The organism is Streptomyces sp. NBC_00576, from assembly GCF_036345175.1.
Taxonomy (GTDB): Bacteria; Actinomycetota; Actinomycetes; order Streptomycetales; family Streptomycetaceae; genus Streptomyces.
On the sequence record NZ_CP107780.1, the window covers coordinates 1,966,972 to 1,983,912 of the forward strand.

At 69.1% G+C, this 16,941-nt stretch carries 13 protein-coding genes and 1 pseudogene; 5 read left to right on the plus strand and 9 right to left on the minus strand.

The window, feature by feature from the left end; all coding sequences use genetic code 11:
- Positions 1 to 7 precede the first annotated feature (7 nt).
- A complete protein-coding gene (locus OG734_RS08360; RefSeq protein WP_330286834.1) occupies positions 8 to 1,306 on the plus strand; it encodes a DUF3533 domain-containing protein in 1,299 nt (432 codons plus the stop codon).
- 84 nt (positions 1,307 to 1,390) lie between these two features.
- On the opposite strand, the gene OG734_RS08365 is transcribed toward OG734_RS08360, so the two are convergent.
- Complete coding sequence (locus OG734_RS08365; protein WP_330286835.1) at positions 1,391 to 1,966, minus strand: PadR family transcriptional regulator; 576 nt, start codon at positions 1,964 to 1,966, stop codon at positions 1,391 to 1,393.
- 125 nt (positions 1,967 to 2,091) lie between these two features.
- On the opposite strand from OG734_RS08365, the gene OG734_RS08370 reads away from it, so the two are divergent.
- Positions 2,092 to 2,484: a nuclear transport factor 2 family protein gene (locus tag OG734_RS08370; protein WP_330286836.1), complete on the plus strand. Its 393-nt coding sequence runs from the start codon at positions 2,092 to 2,094 to the stop codon at positions 2,482 to 2,484.
- A 92-nt stretch (positions 2,485 to 2,576) separates the two neighbouring features.
- Positions 2,577 to 2,981 (plus strand): annotated as a pseudogene (locus OG734_RS08375) (hydrolase); the annotation flags it as partial.
- A 124-nt stretch (positions 2,982 to 3,105) separates the two neighbouring features.
- On the opposite strand, the gene OG734_RS08380 reads toward OG734_RS08375, so the two are convergent.
- The 7 genes from OG734_RS08380 to OG734_RS08410 form a co-directional block, all read right to left on the minus strand.
- Complete coding sequence (locus tag OG734_RS08380) at positions 3,106 to 3,891, minus strand: alpha/beta fold hydrolase (protein ID WP_330286837.1); 786 nt, start codon at positions 3,889 to 3,891, stop codon at positions 3,106 to 3,108.
- The gene (locus tag OG734_RS08385; RefSeq protein WP_330286838.1) at positions 3,888 to 5,480 is read right to left on the minus strand and encodes a glycoside hydrolase family 43 protein; all 1,593 of its coding nucleotides are present in this window, start codon (positions 5,478 to 5,480) and stop codon (positions 3,888 to 3,890) included. Before OG734_RS08385 ends, OG734_RS08380 begins: the two co-directional genes overlap by 4 nt.
- Before the next feature lie 32 nt (positions 5,481 to 5,512).
- Positions 5,513 to 6,742 (minus strand): hypothetical protein, encoded by a 1,230-nt coding sequence (locus OG734_RS08390; RefSeq protein WP_330286839.1) that lies wholly within the window; start codon positions 6,740 to 6,742, stop codon positions 5,513 to 5,515.
- A gap of 86 nt (positions 6,743 to 6,828) precedes the next feature.
- On the minus strand, positions 6,829 to 10,236 hold the full coding sequence (locus tag OG734_RS08395) for a Tat pathway signal sequence domain protein (RefSeq protein WP_330286840.1): 3,408 nt from the start codon (positions 10,234 to 10,236) through the stop codon (positions 6,829 to 6,831).
- 30 nt (positions 10,237 to 10,266) lie between these two features.
- Entirely contained in the window at positions 10,267 to 11,106 is an 840-nt protein-coding gene (locus OG734_RS08400) for a carbohydrate ABC transporter permease (protein ID WP_330293605.1), read from the minus strand.
- A 23-nt stretch (positions 11,107 to 11,129) separates the two neighbouring features.
- Positions 11,130 to 12,092, minus strand: coding sequence for a carbohydrate ABC transporter permease (locus tag OG734_RS08405; RefSeq protein ID WP_330286841.1), 963 nt, complete (start codon positions 12,090 to 12,092; stop codon positions 11,130 to 11,132).
- 57 nt (positions 12,093 to 12,149) lie between these two features.
- A complete protein-coding gene (locus tag OG734_RS08410; RefSeq protein ID WP_330286842.1) occupies positions 12,150 to 13,481 on the minus strand; it encodes an ABC transporter substrate-binding protein in 1,332 nt (443 codons plus the stop codon).
- Positions 13,482 to 13,790: 309 nt separating this feature from the next.
- Here OG734_RS08410 and OG734_RS08415 point away from each other — a divergent pair, with 309 nt between their 5' ends.
- Both OG734_RS08415 and OG734_RS08420 read left to right on the plus strand, forming a co-directional pair.
- The gene (locus OG734_RS08415) at positions 13,791 to 14,804 is read left to right on the plus strand and encodes a hydroxyacid dehydrogenase (protein ID WP_330286843.1); all 1,014 of its coding nucleotides are present in this window, start codon (positions 13,791 to 13,793) and stop codon (positions 14,802 to 14,804) included.
- 133 nt (positions 14,805 to 14,937) lie between these two features.
- A complete protein-coding gene (locus OG734_RS08420; RefSeq protein WP_330286844.1) occupies positions 14,938 to 16,053 on the plus strand; it encodes a LacI family DNA-binding transcriptional regulator in 1,116 nt (371 codons plus the stop codon).
- Positions 16,054 to 16,098: 45 nt separating this feature from the next.
- Here OG734_RS08420 and OG734_RS08425 read toward each other — a convergent pair whose 3' ends face one another.
- Positions 16,099 to 16,662 (minus strand): dihydrofolate reductase family protein, encoded by a 564-nt coding sequence (locus OG734_RS08425; RefSeq protein WP_330286845.1) that lies wholly within the window; start codon positions 16,660 to 16,662, stop codon positions 16,099 to 16,101.
- Positions 16,663 to 16,941: the final 279 nt, after the last annotated feature.

Here is a 16,941-nt window from a genome sequence, read left to right on the forward strand (position 1 = left end):
GCTGGAAATGAGTAACGCCCACCCCTTCCGCGTCCTGCGCGCGAAGCGTCTGTGGACCGTCAACGGCGTCATCGTGGGCTTCGTGGCACTGCTGTTCACGGTGTTCTACGTCGGCGCCAACGTCGACCCTGCCGGTCACCTGCACAAGCTGCCCGTCGGCCTGGTCAGCGCCGATGAGGGGTCGAAGGTCGGTGGCAAGCAGACCGACCTCGGTGCACAGATCACCCAGTCGATCAAGAAGTCGTCCCAGGGCGGAGACAGGATCGACTGGAAGCTGATGGACGAGGAGGAGATGAAGGAGGAACTGGGCAAGGGCAAGTTGTTCGGCGCGCTCGTCGTGCCCCGCGACTTCACCGCCACTGTCGCCGCCCTCACCGGCCCCGGGGTAGCCGGCAAGCCCGTCCGCCCGACACTCACCGTGCTGACCAACCAGTCCGCCGGCAGCGTGGGGTCGAGCATGGCGCGGCAGGCCACGACGACGGCCGCGCAGTCGGCCTCCGCGCAGGTGGGTGAACAGCTGACCGCTCAGGCCGAGGCCGCGCAGGCCCAGCTGCCCGCTGCCGCGCGCCTGCTGCTGGCCGACCCGGCCGTGGTGCAGATCGAGGACGGGCATCCGCTCGACTCGCACAGCGGCCTCGGTCTGAGTGCCTTCTACTACTCCCTCGTCCTCGTCGTCTGCGGCATGCTCGCCGCCAACGTCATCAGCGGCCAGGTGGACCACGCCCTCGGCTACACCCACAGCGACCTGGGCCCGCTGCGGGTCCACAACCCGCTGCTGCGCGCGACTCGCGTCCAGACCCTGGCCATCAGCAGCACGCTCATGATCGGTCTGTCCCTGCTCATGGGCAGCCTGGCCCTGGCCGGTGCGGTGGGCATCATGGGCATGGACGCCTCTCACCTGCCCCTGCTGTGGCTCTTCTCCGTGTGCACGATCGCGGTTGTCGGCATCGGCGGGCTCGGACTGCTCGCTGTGTTCGGCACGCCGGGGATGCTGTTCATCACGATCTTCTACATCGCCATGGCGGTACCGACGTCCGGCGCCACGGTCCCTCTCCAAGCCCTCCCCGGTTTCTACCGCGTCCTCGGCGAGTTCGAGCCCCTGCGCCAGATCACGGGCGCCGTCCGCTCGATCCTCTACTACGACGCCCAGGCCGACGCGGGTCTGACCCGGGGCTGGGTGATGCTGGGCGTGGGACTCGCGGTCGCCGGCCTCTTCGGCTTCGGCGTGACCCGGTTCTACGACCGCAAGGGACTCCATCGCATTCCCGCCGACGAGGAACCGCAGCCGCTCCTCGCCCGGGCATAGTCCGACGACCGGTGAGGGGTGGAGGCGGGCACGATCGCCCCACCCCCAATTTCTTGACCGATCGTGCAGGTGGGATCGTCGCGGTCAGCCGTCGGCCCGCTGTGCCGCTGTGCGCTGCTCGATCCTGCGCAGCGCCATGTCCCCCCACTGGAGGTTCTCCCGCTCGAACGACATCCCGCGCAGCAGGGTGAGATACGGGCCGATGCGCTCGGCCTCGGCGAAGTACGCCTCCTCGGAGCGCCCGTCGAGCAGGCGCTGCCGGAGCTGCTCGTAGCGGGCCAGCTTGGCGGTGGCCCACTCCATGCGCTCGGCGATGGCGGTCCGGACCGCTTCCATGTCGCCCGCGTCCAGGCACTGCACCTTGACAAGCAACTCGTCCCGGATCACCGCCGGCTTACCCAAGGGCTCGGCGGTGTAGGCGTGGACGGCCTTTCGCCCGGCCTCCGTCAAGGAGAACAGTCGCTTGTTGGGGCGGCGCTTCTGCTCGACGACGCGGGCCGTGACGAGTCCTTCGGCCTCCATGCGATCCAGCTCCCGGTAGAGCTGCTGAGGCGTCGACATCCAGAAGTTGGCGACCGTCGCATCGAACGCCTTCGCGAGGTCGTACCCGGACGCCTCGCCCTTCAACAGCGCGGCCATCACCGCGTTCCGCAAAGCCATGGATGCACGCTAACAGATTAATCAACAACGTGACTGATAGTCACCCCTCCCCTGTAGACAAGCCCTATAGGGCCCTCTATTCTCTGCCACACCTATTCACATTTTTGAGTATCGAAGGTGGGCTCATGCATCCCTTCCGCAAGGCCGTCGAGAGCCGCGACCTGGACGCCGTGGCCGCTCTGCTGGCCGACGACGTCGTCTTCACCAGCCCCGTCACCTTCAAGCCGTACCCGGGCAAGGCGATCACCGCGGCGATCCTGCGCGGCGTGCTCCGGGTCTTCGAGGACTTCACCTACGTCCGTGAGATCGCCAATTCCGACGGCCGCGATCACGCCTTCGTCTTCACCGCCACTGTGGCCGGCAAGCAGCTCCAGGGATGCGACTTCCTGCACTTCGACGACGACGGGAAGATCGACGAGTTCACGGTGATGGTGCGCCCGCTCTCCGCCGCCCAGGCGCTCGGCGAGGCCATGGGCGCCCAGTTCGAGCAGATCGCCCGAGAGGCCGCCGAACAGTAACCACGACGACGGACTTCGACGCGGTGGTCATGTTGCTTTCCACGGGATTTCCTGTGATGCGGATCGCTCGCCGCTGGCTCGTGGGGCTGTGGTTGACCAACAACAGCGTCGACTCCACCGACCCGTTCGGCTTCTCCATCGACTCGCTCAGCATCAGCTCCGACTACCCGAGCGCCATCAGCGACAGCAGCAACCCCGTGCTGCACGGCTCCTTCGGCACCGTCACCAAGACCCTCATCGCCAGCGGCACCACGGCCACCCTCAAGCCGGCCGACAACTCCGGCGTCAAGGGCCTGCTCTACCGCACCGGTTACTCCGGCAACACCGGCGCCTTCTTCGCCACCAGCACCTTCGGCAGCGGCAAGGTCGCCTTCTGGGGCGACAGTTCGCCGATCGACGACGGTACCGGCCAGTCCGGCAACACCCTCCACGACGGCTGGAACGACACCGGCGCCACCAACGCCGCCCTCGCCCTGAACGCCACCGAGTGGCTGAGCCAGTAGGCCAAAGAGAGCCAGCAACCAGTATCCGTAAGAGCTCGCGCGGACGGGCCGGGGCACCTCAGCCGCCGGACGAAGATCCTCCACATCCGGCTTCACACGGATCGCAGACCCGAGCACGTCAGTGTTTGTCCCGAGCTGCCCACTCCCCGATGACTGCGATGGTCCGCTCCGGGCGCTCCTCATGCAGGTAGTGCCCGGTGGCAGGCCAGTGGTCGACGTGGGAGCCGGGTACGTGCAGGTGCCGGCTCTCCCACTCGGCGGCTTCCGCCGAGGTCCAGACGGTCAGAGCGGGCTGGATGCGGCGGCGCAGGTACGCCTCGCTGTGCGGGCGGATGCCGACCGCGCCCGGGTCGGTGTACATGCCCGCGTACGCCTGGGCGATGACATGGTCCGGGGTGCCGAGCACCGTCCGGATGTGCGCGGTGCGCAGGCCGGGCGGGGCCTGGGGCGAGAAGGCCCCGGCCACGAACGAGGCGGCCTCGCGGGCGCCGTTCTCGCGGTAGGCGGCCAGACGCAGGGGGATGTCGTCCAGCTCGGCGCCGTGCGCGCCGTGGGCGGGGTCGAGGGCGATGACGGACCGTACGCGGTCCGGGTGGCCGATGGCGAGCAGGTTGACGACCTGGACGCCCATGGAATGGCCGACGGCGATGACCGGACCGGTCCCCAGGCACGTGAGGAGCGCCATCAGGTCATGGGCCATCGCCGCCGGTGTGTTGTCCTCGTCCGGGACGGGGGAACGGCCGTGCCCCCGTAGGTCGGGGACGATGACTCGGTGCTCGGCGGCCAGTACTTCGGCGTGCGGCGACCACTCGCGGCCATCGCCGCCCCAGCCGTGGACCAGCAGCAGGGCGGGCGCGCCGGGGGGTCCGAGAACGGTGTGGAAGAGTTCCACGGCGGTTGTCACGGCGTCACTTCTTCGTACGTCGCGTAGGCGAAGTCGGCGTGCACGCCCGCGCCGTCGAGATCCTGTACCCACAGGCCGAGCATCGCGCCGGTGAAGCCCAGGACCCTCAGCTGGCCGTCGTGGAACTCGTCGGCGGCCTCGTCCGACAGCACGGTGGCGTCCAGTGCGAGCGGCAGGGCGTGCGGGCCGCTGCCGGCGTCGTACGCGAAGTGCAGCACGGGGCCGTCGAGTTCGGCCCGCAGCACGACGGGCGCGCCGGCGGTGAGCGGCACCCGGGCGGGGCGGGCGGTGAGGGCGCCCTGCTCACAGCTGAGGACCTTGAGGACCGGGCTGCCGTCGTCCTCGGCGGTGGCGTACAGGTAGTGCCAGTTGCGGGTGTTGTAGTAAGCGGTGACGCCCGCCAGGTGGTCCGGCGTACGGGGGTCGAAGGTCACCCGCGTCTCGAACGAGCAGCGAGCGGACGTGACCCGGCGGGCGACCAGGCTCGGGGACCGGCGGCCGACCGGGGACTGGCCGCCCCGGATCCGCAGGGAGCCGGGGTGTTCGGTGAGGCTGAGCCAGTCCTCCCCGGCCGGGCGGCGCAGGGTGGACCAGTCGGGGCCGAGCACGGGCGGGTCGAAACGGTCGGTCGCGGGCTGCGCCGGGAACGGGGCGGGTGTCAGGCCGGGGCCCTGGACGGTCACTGCGGGGATGCCGCCCGTGATGCGCGGCCAGCCGTCCTCGGTCCAGGTCACGGGCTGGAGGGCGGTCTCCCGGCCCATGACGCAGCGGCCGCGCTCGGTGTAGGGGCGGGCGGTGATGTGGGCCGCGTACCACTGACCGGACGGGGTCTCCACCAGCGAGCAGTGGCCGGCTTTCTGCAGTTCCAGTTTCGGGTCGTGGCGGGCGGTGAGCAGCGGCCCGGCCGGGTCCGGCTCGTACGGGCCGAAGAGGTCGCGGGAGCGGGCGACGGCGGCTCCGTGCTCGTAGCCGGTGCCGCCCTCGGCGTGCACGAGGTAGTACCAGCCGTTCCGGCGGTAGAGGTGCGGGCCCTCGGCGACGCCTGCGGCCGTGCCCACGGTGATCGTCCGGGGCTTCCCGAGGAGCTTGCGCGAGGTACGGTCGTACTCCTGCAGCTCGATCCCGGCGAAGGACTCCTTCTCCGGCCGCCAGTCGAAGCGCATGTTCAGCAGCCAGCTGCTGCCGTCGTCGTCGTGGAACAGCGATACGTCGAAACCCCGCCCGTGCAGTGGTACCGGGTCGGACCACGGGCCCTCGATCGAGGGCGCGGTGGTCACGAAGTTCGGCAGGTCCTTCCAGCCTTCCGCGTATGTGTCCACCACCGTGAAGACCAGGTGGAACAGACCGTCCGCGTAGGACAGCCCCGGCGCCCAGATCCCGCCGGAGTCGGGGACCCCGGCCAGATCGAGCAGCCGGCGGCTGTCCAGCGCGCCGCCCAGCGCACGCCAGTCGACCAGGTCCCGGGAGTGGTGGAGACGCACTCCGGGGTACCACTCGAAGGTCGACGTGGCGATGTAGTAGTCCTCGTCGCCGACCCGCAGGATCACCGGGTCGGGCTCGAAGCCGCGCAGGACGGGATTGTGGATCACGTAGCGTCGTCCGATCAGACGTCAGAGGGAGATCAGAGGGAGAACAGCAGGGTGCCGAAGCCGGGGTGGTCGCACTGGAACGGCGCGCCCTCCGGCCGGAGGTTGGCCGCCACCTGTGCCGTGTACGGGGCGGACTTGCCGGCCCGCTTGACGTAGTGGTTGTACGCCATCTCGTAGATGGGCCGGAAGGTGCCGCGCCCGGTGGTGGAGAGGGCCGACCAGTGCCAGTTGCACCGTCCGAAGGTGGCGTCGTAGGGGACTTTGTTTCCGAGGTTGTACTTCGCCGTGTACTCGAAGCCCGACAGCAGCAGCGAGGTGGACGCCCCGTACATGTCGAGGCCCTGGATCCAGCCGGTCTGGCAGATCTCGGCGAGCGAACCCAGGATCAGCTGGGTGTGCGCCTGGTCACGGCCGGACTCGCAGCACTGGCCGGTGCCGGACTGGACGAGTTTGGTCAACCCGCAGCAGCTGTTGGTGTAGAAGGCGTTGTACGCGTCGTTGAAGAGGGTGAGGTTGTTGCAGGCCACGGCGATCTGCAGCATGCCCTTGAGGCCCATCAGTCCGTAGCCGCCGTCACCGTAGATGTTGATGAGCGGCACGAAGATGTTCTGGAACATCGCGACGGTGGCCGCGAGTTCGGAGACCGACCAGCTGCCCGACGGGCCGGTGTAGTGCATGATCTCGACGGCGGCGGCCAGCTTGGCGCCGTAGATCCCGGCGGCGAGTTCCGCGTCGGCGCCGTTGATGGTCTCGAGCGCGTCGGTCCAGGACTTGATGATCTCCAGTGCCTTGTAGGCGTGGGCGGTGTCGCCGGTGATGTACCACATGACGGCGTTCTGGTAGGCGGCGTTGCAGTCGTACCAGAGATCTGTGTTGCCGTCCTCGGGGCTGGTGCCCCGGGTGACGGTCGCCCGGCCGCCCGCGACCACGTACGAGGACGACGAGAAGAAGTCGGCCGCGAAGACGTTGTAGCCCTCGATCCAGGGTGAGGCTCCGGCGGCGACCTTGGTACGCATCCGGTTGAGGTCGGTGAGGCTGTGCAGCACACCGGGATGGGTCAGCGAGGTCAGGCCCGAAGTGACGGCGGCGGCACTCGTCGCCCCCGCCAGTCCTGCGGCGCCCGCGATCCCGGCCGCGCCGGCGCCGATCGCGGTGAGTTTCAGCAGGCGGCGCCGACTGGGCGGGGCGGAGGGGCCGTACGGGTCGGCGGGGGCCGGGAGTTCGGAGGTGAGAGGGGGCGGGAAACGCGGCGGCTCGTTCACGGGGTTCCTTGTCGACTCGGCGCTGAGTGCGGTGAAGGGAACGGGATGAGGACAACGGGATGAGGGGGAACGGGACGGGACGGCGGTCAGATCCGGCGGAGGACGAGCGTGCTGCGCGGGCCGACCTTGGGGCGTACGCCGGCGCCGACGGTCCTGCCGGTGGCCAGGTCACGGGCGGGGCCGAAGTCCTGGCGGGCGGGGAGGGTGAAGGCCTTGTCGGTGCTGGTGTTCATGGCGATCAGGTAGTCGCCGTACTCGCAGTAGTAGAAGGGCGCCTTGCCGACGAGCATGGTCTCGACGCCGTCGAAGTGGACGCCGAGGGTCGGGTCGGGGACGTCGGCCGGGACGGGGGCGAGACGGTAGACGTCGCCCTCCTGGGACTGATGGAGGGTGTCGCCGGGCGGGGGGAAACCGCCGGGCGGGAGGTGGCCGGCGCCCGGGTCGTTGATGGCGTAGTCCCACAGGATCCAGTCGCGGGCGGTGAAAGTGTCGTCGGTGGTGCCCGCGGAGTGCTGGCGGATCGTCGCCGAACGCTGGTCGACGGGGGTGACGTGGTGGACGCGGGCGTAGTTGTTGACGCCCTGGCGGGCCCGCCAGTAGAGCGAGGCGAAGAGCACCTCCTGACCGTGCTTGATCGCGACGGCGCCGTTCTCCTCGTCGGTGAAGACGAAGTCGGGGCTTTCCCAGCCGGTGGGCAGCCGGCCCGGGCGGGCGGCGAGCGTCTGGAAGTCGTCCCAGTCGCGGGAGACCAGGCGCAGTGCGTTGAGGCCGACCCGGGTCCAGTTGTAGGTGGCGATCAGCTGGAGCTGCGGGTAGAGCTGGCCGTCGTCCACCATTTCCTGGGTCCAGCCGACGAGGTCGGGGTCCTTGAAGGCGGCGGCGGACATCAGCGGGTTGGAGTCCCAGGCGGTACGGGAGGCGTAGGCGATCGCGCCGGGGTAGACCTCGTTGCGCCAGCCGATGACGGTCTCGGTCCGGGAGACCCGGGCGCCCGCGCCGTCCACGTCCACGACCCGGAAGCGGCCACGCGCCTTGACCATCTTGATCATGTGCTCACGCAACTCGGGGGCCTCCTGGCCGCCGTGGCCCCGGGTCACCGACTCGTACATCATGACCAGCCAGTCGGTGACCTCGCCGTAGCTGCCGACATAGCCCAGCTCGCGGGTCAGACCCGCCTTGGTGACCTGGTAGTAGTCCGCGCCCAGCGGCTTGGCCGGGTTGCCGTCCGCGTCCTCGGGGCCGAGGTAGGGCGCCATGCCGATCGACTGGTACAGGTAGTCGCGGGCCTTGTCCTCCGGCAGGGCCAGGCCCGGGTCGAGCAGCCCCAGGCCGCGGTTGGCCTGGTAGATGCCGATGGCGCAGATCTGGGCCTGGTTGGAGTAGTGCGGGAAGTGCTGCCGCCAGTAGTCGCGGCTGGTCTGCAGCATCGTCCTGTACGCCGCCCGGCGCACCGGCTGTTGCGCGGCTTCGGCGGCCGGGGCGATGAGGTCGATGTCGTCGAACCAGGCGCTGCCGGGGCCGGCCAGGCGCAGATGGAACTCGACCTGGGTGGCGCCGTCGGGGGTCGCGATGTCGAGGGAGACGTACTCCCAGTCGTGGGTGCCGGTGGTCGCGTACTGCTTGTGGTCGCTCCCGACCAGGCTGCCGTTCGCGTCGTAGAACAGCGGGTCGATGTGCGCGCCCGCGCCGGTGACGCCGTCGGTCCTGATCCAGGCACCATAGGTGTAGGTGCCCGAACCGACCCGGATCTTCGGGGTGGCGTAGACGTAGCTGTAGCCGGCGGAGCCGGTCGCGGTGAGCTTGAGCGAGGCTGAGCCGGAGCGCGAGACGGTGGTGTCGCGGGCCCAGGTGCCGCCACCGCCGGAGGCCCAGCTGGGCATGACCCAGTGGTCGGGGGTGGCACCCCCGCTCTCGAACCCGGGATTGCGCAGTTCGGTGGGCTTGACGAGGGTGACGGAGTCGAACCAGGCGCTGCCGGGACCGGTCAGGCGCAGATGGAGCTCCATCTGGGTGGCGGTGCCGGGCGTCGCCAGGTCGACGCAGACGTACTCCCAGTCGTGGGTGCCGGTCGTCGAGAACACCTTGTGGTCGCTGCCGACCAGAGTGCCGCTCGCGTCAAAGAACAGCGGGTCGATGTGCGCGCCCGCGCCGGTGACGCCGTCGGTCCTGATCCAGGCACCATAGGTGTAGGTGCCGGAGCCGACCTTGGTCCTGGGGGTGGAGTAGACGTAGCTGTAACCGCTCGCGGCTGTGGCGGTGAGTCTGAGGGAGGCCGAGCCGGTGCGCGAGACGGTGGTGTCGCGGGCCCAGGTGCCGCCACCGCCGGAGGCCCAGCTGGGCATGGCCCAGGAGGTGGGAGTGGCGCCGCCGTCCTCGAAGCCGGCGTTGGCTATCTCGTACGGGGACCCGGTGACCTTCGCGTCGAGCCGGTCACCGAGGTGCTCCCAGAGCAGGTCCAGGCACAGCCCGACCCGGCCGAAGCCCTGCCACTGCTGGTCCGAGCCGGTGAGCACGGTCGCGTCGGACTGCCAGGCCATATAACGGCCGTCGATCGCCTGCAGGACGCGCTCGACGGCGGCGTCCTGCTGGTAGGCGGGGCTGCCGGACCACAGATAGCCCTCGGCGAGCGACTGCATCGCCCAGCCGTCCATGGCGGCGGGGGTCGCGGTGTTGAGGTAGTCCGACTGTTCCTTCTGGACCCGGGCCTTGACGGCGTCCAGGACCTCCGCGCCCGTGGTGCGCGCCACGGGCACCGGAGCCGTGCCCTGGACCTCGCCCCTGGGCGCGACGAAGTAGGGGTCGGTGTGGGTGTACAGGCGGTAGATGCCACGCGAGGGCGTGGTCTGGTTGTAGTACAGCTGTGCCTGGTTCTGGCCGTAGGACCAGATGCGGCCCATCGAGCGGATCTCCAGGCTCACCGTCTTCTTGCCCGCGGTGAGCCTCTCCGGCAGCGGCAGGGTGTGGAAGAAGAAACGGCCCGGGGCGCGGGGCGAGGTGTCGAGGATGTCGAGGCTGTCGACCGCGCCCTCGTCCTGGTAGCCGATCTGAAGGCCCTCGCAGAACAACTGCAGCCGCCAGTTCTTGGAGCCGAAGCCCGCCTCGGTGGCGGTGGGGTCGTGGTCGTCGCCCCAGAGCCGGACTGTCACGTATGTGGTGCCGGTGGGGCTGACCTTGACGTCGAAGGTGAGCGTGCCGCCCCAGTAGGAAGCCGTGTCGGCGGGGTTGAGCACGCGGGCGCTCTGGCCGAGGCCGCCGGTGACGGTATCGGAGAGGGCTGCGTCGAGGTGGTGCGCGGTCTCGGAGGCCGGGTCACCGAAGATAACGATGTCAAGGGGCTCGCAGGCGGCTGCCGAGGCCTTTGACGCGGCCGCTGAGCCCGGTTCGACCGGCGTGACGGCGGCGGCGGGTGCGCTGCCCAGCCAGCCGAGGCCGACTGCGGCGCCGGTGGTGCCTGCGTACTTCAGAACCTCACGTCGTCGTGGGGCCGTGGACATGGCTGTGCCTTTCGTCGGCGTTCGCGAAAGCTATTTGACGCTGCCGACCAGCACGCCGCTGCGCCAGTACTTCTGCAGGGCGAACATGAAGACGGCGAGCGGGATGATCGACAGCAGGGACCCGGTCAGGACCAGGGTGTTCATGTTGATGCCGGACTGGGACTGCTTCTCCCAGGCGAACAGCCCGAGGGTGACGGGGAAGGAGCGTTCGCCGTTGAGCATGAACAGGGGAATGAAGAAGTTGTTCCAGATACCGACGAAGTCGAGCATGAAGATGGTGATGGCCCCCGTGGTCATCAGCTTCAACGAGATCGACGAGAAGATCCGTAGCTCGCCCGCGCCGTCGAGCCGGGCCGCCTCCAGCAGTTCGGCCGGCACCGAGCTGTCTGCGTAGACCTTGCCCAGGTACACACCGAACGGGTTGACGAAGTACGGGATCAGCACCGACCAGACCGTGTTGGTCAGCCCGATCTGGGCGAACAACAGATACAGCGGCAGGGCCAGCAGCGTGCCGGGCAGCAGCGAAGCGCCGACGATGGTGCCGAAGATCGCACCCCGGCCCCGGAAGTCGAACTTCGCCAGGCCGTAGCCGGCCGCCACCGAGATCAGCGTGGAGCCGAACGCGCCGACGGCCGAGTAGAGGATCGAGTTGCCGATCCAGCGGACGAACAGGTGGTCGTGATAGGCCCAGATGTCACGGAGGTTGTCCATGAAGTGGTTGGCGGAGAACCACAGGCCGAACGTGGAGTAGAGGTCGCTCTGGTTCTTGGTGCTGGAGACCAGCAGGAACCAGGTGGGCGCGAGGGAGTACAGCACGAAGAGGACCAGCAGGCCGGTGGTGACAGCCTTCGCCCGCAGGCTCGGAGCCATCGGCGACTTGACGTTGGCGGTGCTCACTTGGCCCCCCGGTTCGTGAAACGGAAGTACGCGAGGGCGAGCACGCCGGTGACCAGCGCCAGGATCAGGGACTGGGCGGCGGCGTACTGGTACTCGCCGGTCTGGAAGGCCTTGTAGTAGATCGCGAGCATCGGGGTGAAGTCGGTGTTGATCGACTCCGGTGCCACCTGCCGCAGGATCAGCGGCTCACCGAAGAGCTGGAGCCGGGCGATCACCGAGAACATGCCGGTCAGGACCAGGATCCCGGTGATGTTGGGCACCTTCACCGACCAGGCGATCCGCCACTCGCCGGCGCCGTCCAGATGCGCGGCCTCGTACATCTCGCGGGGCAGCGACTGCAGCGCGGCGGAGATCAGGATCATGTTGAACCCGATGCCCTGCCAGGTGAGCACATTGCCCAGCGCCAGATACGTCGTGACGCCGCCGAAGAAGTCGAAGTCGGCCCCCGCCCGGCCCAGCACGTCGTGGATCGGGCTGCCGGTCGGGCTGTAGAGGAAGAGCCAGATCAGCGTGGAGACCACGGTCGGGATGACGTAGGGGATCAGCAGCGCCGAGCGGAAGAACCGCACCGCGCGGGCGGCGACGCTGTCCAGCAGCAGAGCCATCAGCAGGGAGATGCCCAGCATCACGGGGATCTGGATCGCCCCCAGCAGCACCACCCGCACGATGCTCGACCAGAACGAGGTGTCGGAGAACGTGTCGGTGAAGTTGGCGAGCCCGCTGAAGACCGTCCGGGGCGTGCCGAAGCCCAGGCCGGAACTCTTCTTCTGGTACAGGCTCTGGTAGACGGCGTATCCGATGGGAATGACGTACGTCGCCAGGAAGCCGACCAGGAAGGGCAGCGTGAACAGCAGCCCTTTGTACGCTCCCCGCGCCCGGGCGGGGCGGGGGCTCTTGCCTGCCCGCCCGGGCACGGGGGCGGGGAGGGCGACGCTGCTGCGTCGCAGGGCGGTTGACACGGATCTCTCCTACGGTCGGGGGCTGTTCGTCGAGGTGACGTCGCGGGCGGCGTCGCGTCAGCTCGCGGCGCCGGCGTTGACGCCCTTGCTCTTGAGGTCGGAGAGGGTCCACGACTGGAGGCGGGTCAGCATGTCCTTGACGGTCATCTGCTTCTTGATGACCTTGCCCCAGTCCTTCTGCATCTCCGCGAACATGTCGGCGTAGTCGGGGCCGTACTGCCACTGGTCGCCCACCCGGGACGCGGCGGTGGTGATGATCTGGGCGCTGTCGGACTTTCCGTTGAACATCTCGGTCGGGATGATCTTGTCGACGTACGGGGTGACGTCCTTGAGCGCGGGGAACAGCCCGGACTTGGACTTGGGATCGGTCAGTGTGGTGACCGACTCCTTGCTGCTGCTCAGCCAGGCCGCGAACTGGGCGGCGCGGTCCGGGTACTTGCAGCCCTTCAGTACGGCGGTGGTGTCGAAGAAGCTGGAGGTCCGGGGGGCGGCCGTGTCGAACAGCGGGGCGTCGGCGAGCTGCCACTCGCCCCGGGACTTGGGGAAGTTGGTGTTGTAGATCGGCAGCTGCCAGGTGGAGGTGGTCATCAGGATGGTCTTGCCGAGGTCCCAGGTCTTGAAGACGCCCGGGTCGGCGTAGGAGGCGTTGGAGGCGAGGTTGTTGTCGACGAGTTGCTGGACCACGTCACCGGCCTTGAGGGCCTCGGGGGTGGTGAAGCCGATCTTCCATTGGTTGCCGTCCACCTTGTACCAGGAGGCGCCGGCCTGCCAGGACAGGTCGACCAGGGTGCTCGGGTCCTCGCCCGCCATGTTGAAGATCTTGATGTTCTTGTTCTTCTTCTGGATCGCGATACCGTCCGCGATCAGCTCCGCCCAGGTCGCCGGGGCCTTGTCGATGCCGTACTTCCGGAACAGATCCGCGCGGTACGCGGTGAACAGCGGGGACGAGCCCATCGGGATGCCGTACGTGGCGCCGCCCGGGCTGACCGAGTTCCACGCGGCGGTCGTGTACGCGCTCTTGTACGGGGCGGCTGTCCTGCTGATGTCGGTCAACAGGCCGTCGGCGGCGAACGTCGCCAGGTTTTGCCCGTCCATCTTGGACAGACACGGCGCGGTGCCGGCCTTCACCGCCGCACGCAGCTTCTGGTAAACGGTGTCACCCGCCTCCATCGAGAACTCCACCTGTGTCTCGGGGTGCGCCTTGTTCCAGGTCTTGACCTGTGCCTCGACGCCCTCGGTCCAGCTCCAGAACTGCAGCTTGACCTTGCCGCTCGTGCTGGGCGAGGAGGAAGCCGTGTCGTCGCCGCTGCCCGAACACGCGCCCAGCAGCAGGGAGAGCGCGGCAGCGGCGGCGGCTCCGGTGACGGCTCTCTTGCGGAACTTACTCATGGTGGGTCCTCCGGGGGCAGGTGCTGCTTCGTGCCACAGTGCAGTAACCGTTTGCCGTGGACCGTAGGGCGAAACCAGCCGCTGCGACAAGAGGTTGCGGCTTGTTTGTTTCGACGAACCCTCATCGAGGTTTCCTCCGGGGTGGCCATGAGCTGCGGAAATGGCGTTGTGTCTCGGTTTGGGGCATGGGGCGGCCATCCGCATGAACATTGACCGGAGCACGGAGACGTCACTAGCTTGGAATACGTTTTCTAGATCACGTCTTCCTCCCTCGCCCTCCCCCCCCTTCCGTGCCGAAGCAGGAGAACCATGTCCTCCACACCACTGCCAGCAGCCCTGTTCGCCATGGACCCAATCCATTTGCCCGAACTCTTCCCCCCTTCCGTCCTGGCCCGCCTCAGCGAGCTGGTGAGGATCGACACCGAGCTCGTCGTCCAGGACTTCACCGACCCGGCCGCCACCGCGGCCCTGGCCGGGGCCGAGATCCTCATCACCGGCTGGGGCTGCCCCCGCGTGGACGCCGACGTCCTCGCCGCCGCGCCCCGGCTGCGCCGCGTCCTCCACGCGGCCGGGAGCGTGCGCGGTCTCCTCGGCGAGGCGGTCTGGGAGCGCGGCATCACCGTCTCCAGCGCGGTCCGGGCCAACGCGCTCCCCGTCGCCGAATACGCCCTCGCCTCGATTCTTCTCGCCGGCAAGGACGCCTTCGCACTGCGCGAGCGTTTCCGCGCCGAAGCGGTCTACCCGGCCCCCGGCGACTACGCCCACGTCGGCAACCTCGGCCGCCGCCTCGGCGTCATCGGTGCCTCGCGGGTCGGCCGCCGGCTCCTGGAACTGCTGCGGCCCTTCGACTTCTCCGTTTCGCTCTACGACCCCTACGTCGACCAGGCCGAAGCCGCCGCCCTCGGCGCGGTGGCGCTCTCGCTCGACGAACTGCTCCGCAGCAGCGACATCGTCAGCCTCCATGCCCCCGACATCCCCGAGACCTACCGCATGCTCGACCGCGAGCGCCTGGCTCTGATCCCCGACGGCGGGGTCCTCGTCAACACCTCGCGCGGTGCGCTCGTCGACCACGACGCGCTCACCGACGAGCTGGTCAGCGGGCGGCTCGGCGCGGTCCTGGACGTCACCGAGCCCGAGCCGCTCCCCCGGTCCTCCCCGCTGTACCGGCTGCCCAACGTCTTCCTCACCCCGCACATCGCCGGTTCCCTCGGCAATGAGCTCGAACGACTCGGCGCCACGGTGGTCGAGGAGCTCGCCCGTGACGCGGCGGGGCTGCCGCCGGCCCATGAGGTCCGCCATGCGGACCTGGCCCGGGCGGCGTGACGCGGGGTCATGCGCGGGCCACGTAGAGACGCGCCCCAACCAAAGCCAGCACAGTAAACGGTTCCATCGGGAAGGCGGGTTCTTGCCGTCGAAGAGGGCACAGGCGACCGCGGATGCAGTAACGTCGGGCCGCGTGACGGACCACGGAACCCCGCCCCAGCCCGCGCCCGCCGCCAAACGCAGCCGTAGACGGAGCGGCGGAACTGCGGGGGACGGCCGCCCGAGCACCATTCGTGACGTCGCCGCACAGGCGGGCGTGTCGGTGGCAACCGTTTCCCGGGTGCTCGCCGGGAACTACCCGGTGGCGGCCGCGACAAAGGCCCGCGTGACGGCGGCGGTCGAGGCGCTGCACTACGTCGTCAACGTCCACGCCAAGGCGCTCTCCGGGAGCGTCGCGGGCCCTATCGCGCTGGTCATCCAGGACATCACGGGGCCGTCGTTCGCCCATGTCGCGGCCGGTGTGGAGCAGGAGGCCTCCGACCAGGGCCGGCTCAGCCTGGTGTGCGCCACCCATGGCGACCTGGACCGTGAGGACGACCTCGTCCAGCTCATGCGGCAGCAGCACGCGGGCGCGGTCCTCCTGGTCGGCGGCGTCAACCCCGACGAGGCGTACCACCGGCGCATGGCCGACTATGCCAGGGCCCTTGACGCCGTAGGCTCCCGCCTGGTGCTGGTCGGCCGTCCGCCGTTGCCCGCCGGGGTGCCCGTCACCGTCGTCGCGTACGACGACCGGGGCGGCGCGTTCCAGGCCGTCAGCCATCTGGTCGCCGCAGGGCACCGCCGGATCCTTTTCCTCGCCGGCCCGGCCCTGATGAGCAGCGTCGAAGCCCGCCGCGCCGGCTACCGCGACGCGCTGCGCGCCCACGGCGTTCCCCCGGCCGACGAACTCGACGTCCCCGGCTCCTACACCCGCATCTCCGGCTACCAGCGGATCCGCGCCGCCCTCCGGGAGGGCCTCGACTTCACCGCCGTCTTCGCCAGCACCGACATGGTCGCCGTCGGCGCCCTGGCGGCCCTCCGCGAGGCTGGTCTCGACGTCCCCGGCGACATCTCTCTCGTCGGCTTCGACGACGTCCCCTTCGCCGCAGACCTCACCCCTGCCCTCACCACGGTCCGCGTCCCCTTCGAGGATCTCGGCCGCACCGCCGTACGCCTGGCCCTCCAGCGCGAGGACCGGCCTGCTGCCGACGACCACGTGGTCCTCAGCACCCAGCTCGTGATCCGCCAGTCGGTGCGGACGGTGGACTGACCGGCGCAGCCGGCCGCTTCCGGAGGCCGCGGCCCTCGGAGCCGGCTAACGCGTCACGCGGTGGCGGAGGTAGACGACTTTCGAGCGGAAGGTGCGGGTCTCGACGAGTTCGAGATCCACCCGGCGCTCATGTCGGGGAAAGAACGGAATGCCACCGCCGACCAGCACCGGGTAGACCATGGCCCGGTACTCGTCGATCAGACCCGACGCGGCCGCCTCGGCGGCGAGAGTCGCGCCGCCGATCGCGATGTCGCCCTCCCCCGGCTCGGCCCGCAACCGCTCGATCTCCTCCGCCAGGCCGCCGGAGGCCAGGCGGGCATTGCCCTGCACCGTCGACAGCGTGGTGGAGAACACCACCTTCGGGAGCGGCTTCCAGAGCGCGGTCCACTCGCGATCTGCGTCGTCGAGCGTTGGATCCTGGTCGGCGGTCTCCCAGTACAGCATCGTCTCGTACAGCCGTCGTCCCATCAGGTGGACGCCGACCTCTCGAATCTCGTCGATCCAGAAGCGAAAGACCTCCTCGTCGGGGGCCGTCCAGTCGAAGTTGCCGTCCGGCCCGACGATGTAGCCGTCGAGTGAGACGCTCATCGAGTAGGTCACGCTGCGCATCAGAAGTCCTCCTCCGTAACGGGTTCGACAGTACGACTGCCGGACGCCGCAGGACTCATCGCGACTCGCGGGATCCCTCGGGCCGAGTCACTTCACGAGATCATCTCGTTGGGAAGACCTCACTGCCCTGGGACCAGGACTCCTTCGCGGACATCACCTGCGAACGCCCCCGAACCGACCCGGACTGCGGCTACGCCGGTTGCTCCGACGAGCGGTACCGCGTGCGTGACGCGGTCATGGAGAGCAGGCAGCCTGACGGGTCGATCACCCGGTCCACTT

Bases quoted from the DNA above. Each gene is read 5' to 3' on its own strand.
- OG734_RS08360 (WP_330286834.1), top strand. From the start codon at position 8: ATGAGTAACGCCCACCCCTTCCGCGTCCTGCGCGCGAAGCGTCTGTGG.
- OG734_RS08365 (WP_330286835.1), bottom strand. From the start codon at position 1,966: ATGGCTTTGCGGAACGCGGTGATGGCCGCGCTGTTGAAGGGCGAGGCG.
- OG734_RS08370 (WP_330286836.1), top strand. From the start codon at position 2,092: ATGCATCCCTTCCGCAAGGCCGTCGAGAGCCGCGACCTGGACGCCGTG.
- OG734_RS08395 (WP_330286840.1), bottom strand. From the start codon at position 10,236: ATGTCCACGGCCCCACGACGACGTGAGGTTCTGAAGTACGCAGGCACC.
- OG734_RS08400 (WP_330293605.1), bottom strand. From the start codon at position 11,106: ATGGCTCCGAGCCTGCGGGCGAAGGCTGTCACCACCGGCCTGCTGGTC.
- OG734_RS08410 (WP_330286842.1), bottom strand. From the start codon at position 13,481: ATGAGTAAGTTCCGCAAGAGAGCCGTCACCGGAGCCGCCGCCGCTGCC.
- OG734_RS08415 (WP_330286843.1), top strand. From the start codon at position 13,791: ATGTCCTCCACACCACTGCCAGCAGCCCTGTTCGCCATGGACCCAATC.
- OG734_RS08425 (WP_330286845.1), bottom strand. From the start codon at position 16,662: ATGCGCAGCGTGACCTACTCGATGAGCGTCTCACTCGACGGCTACATC.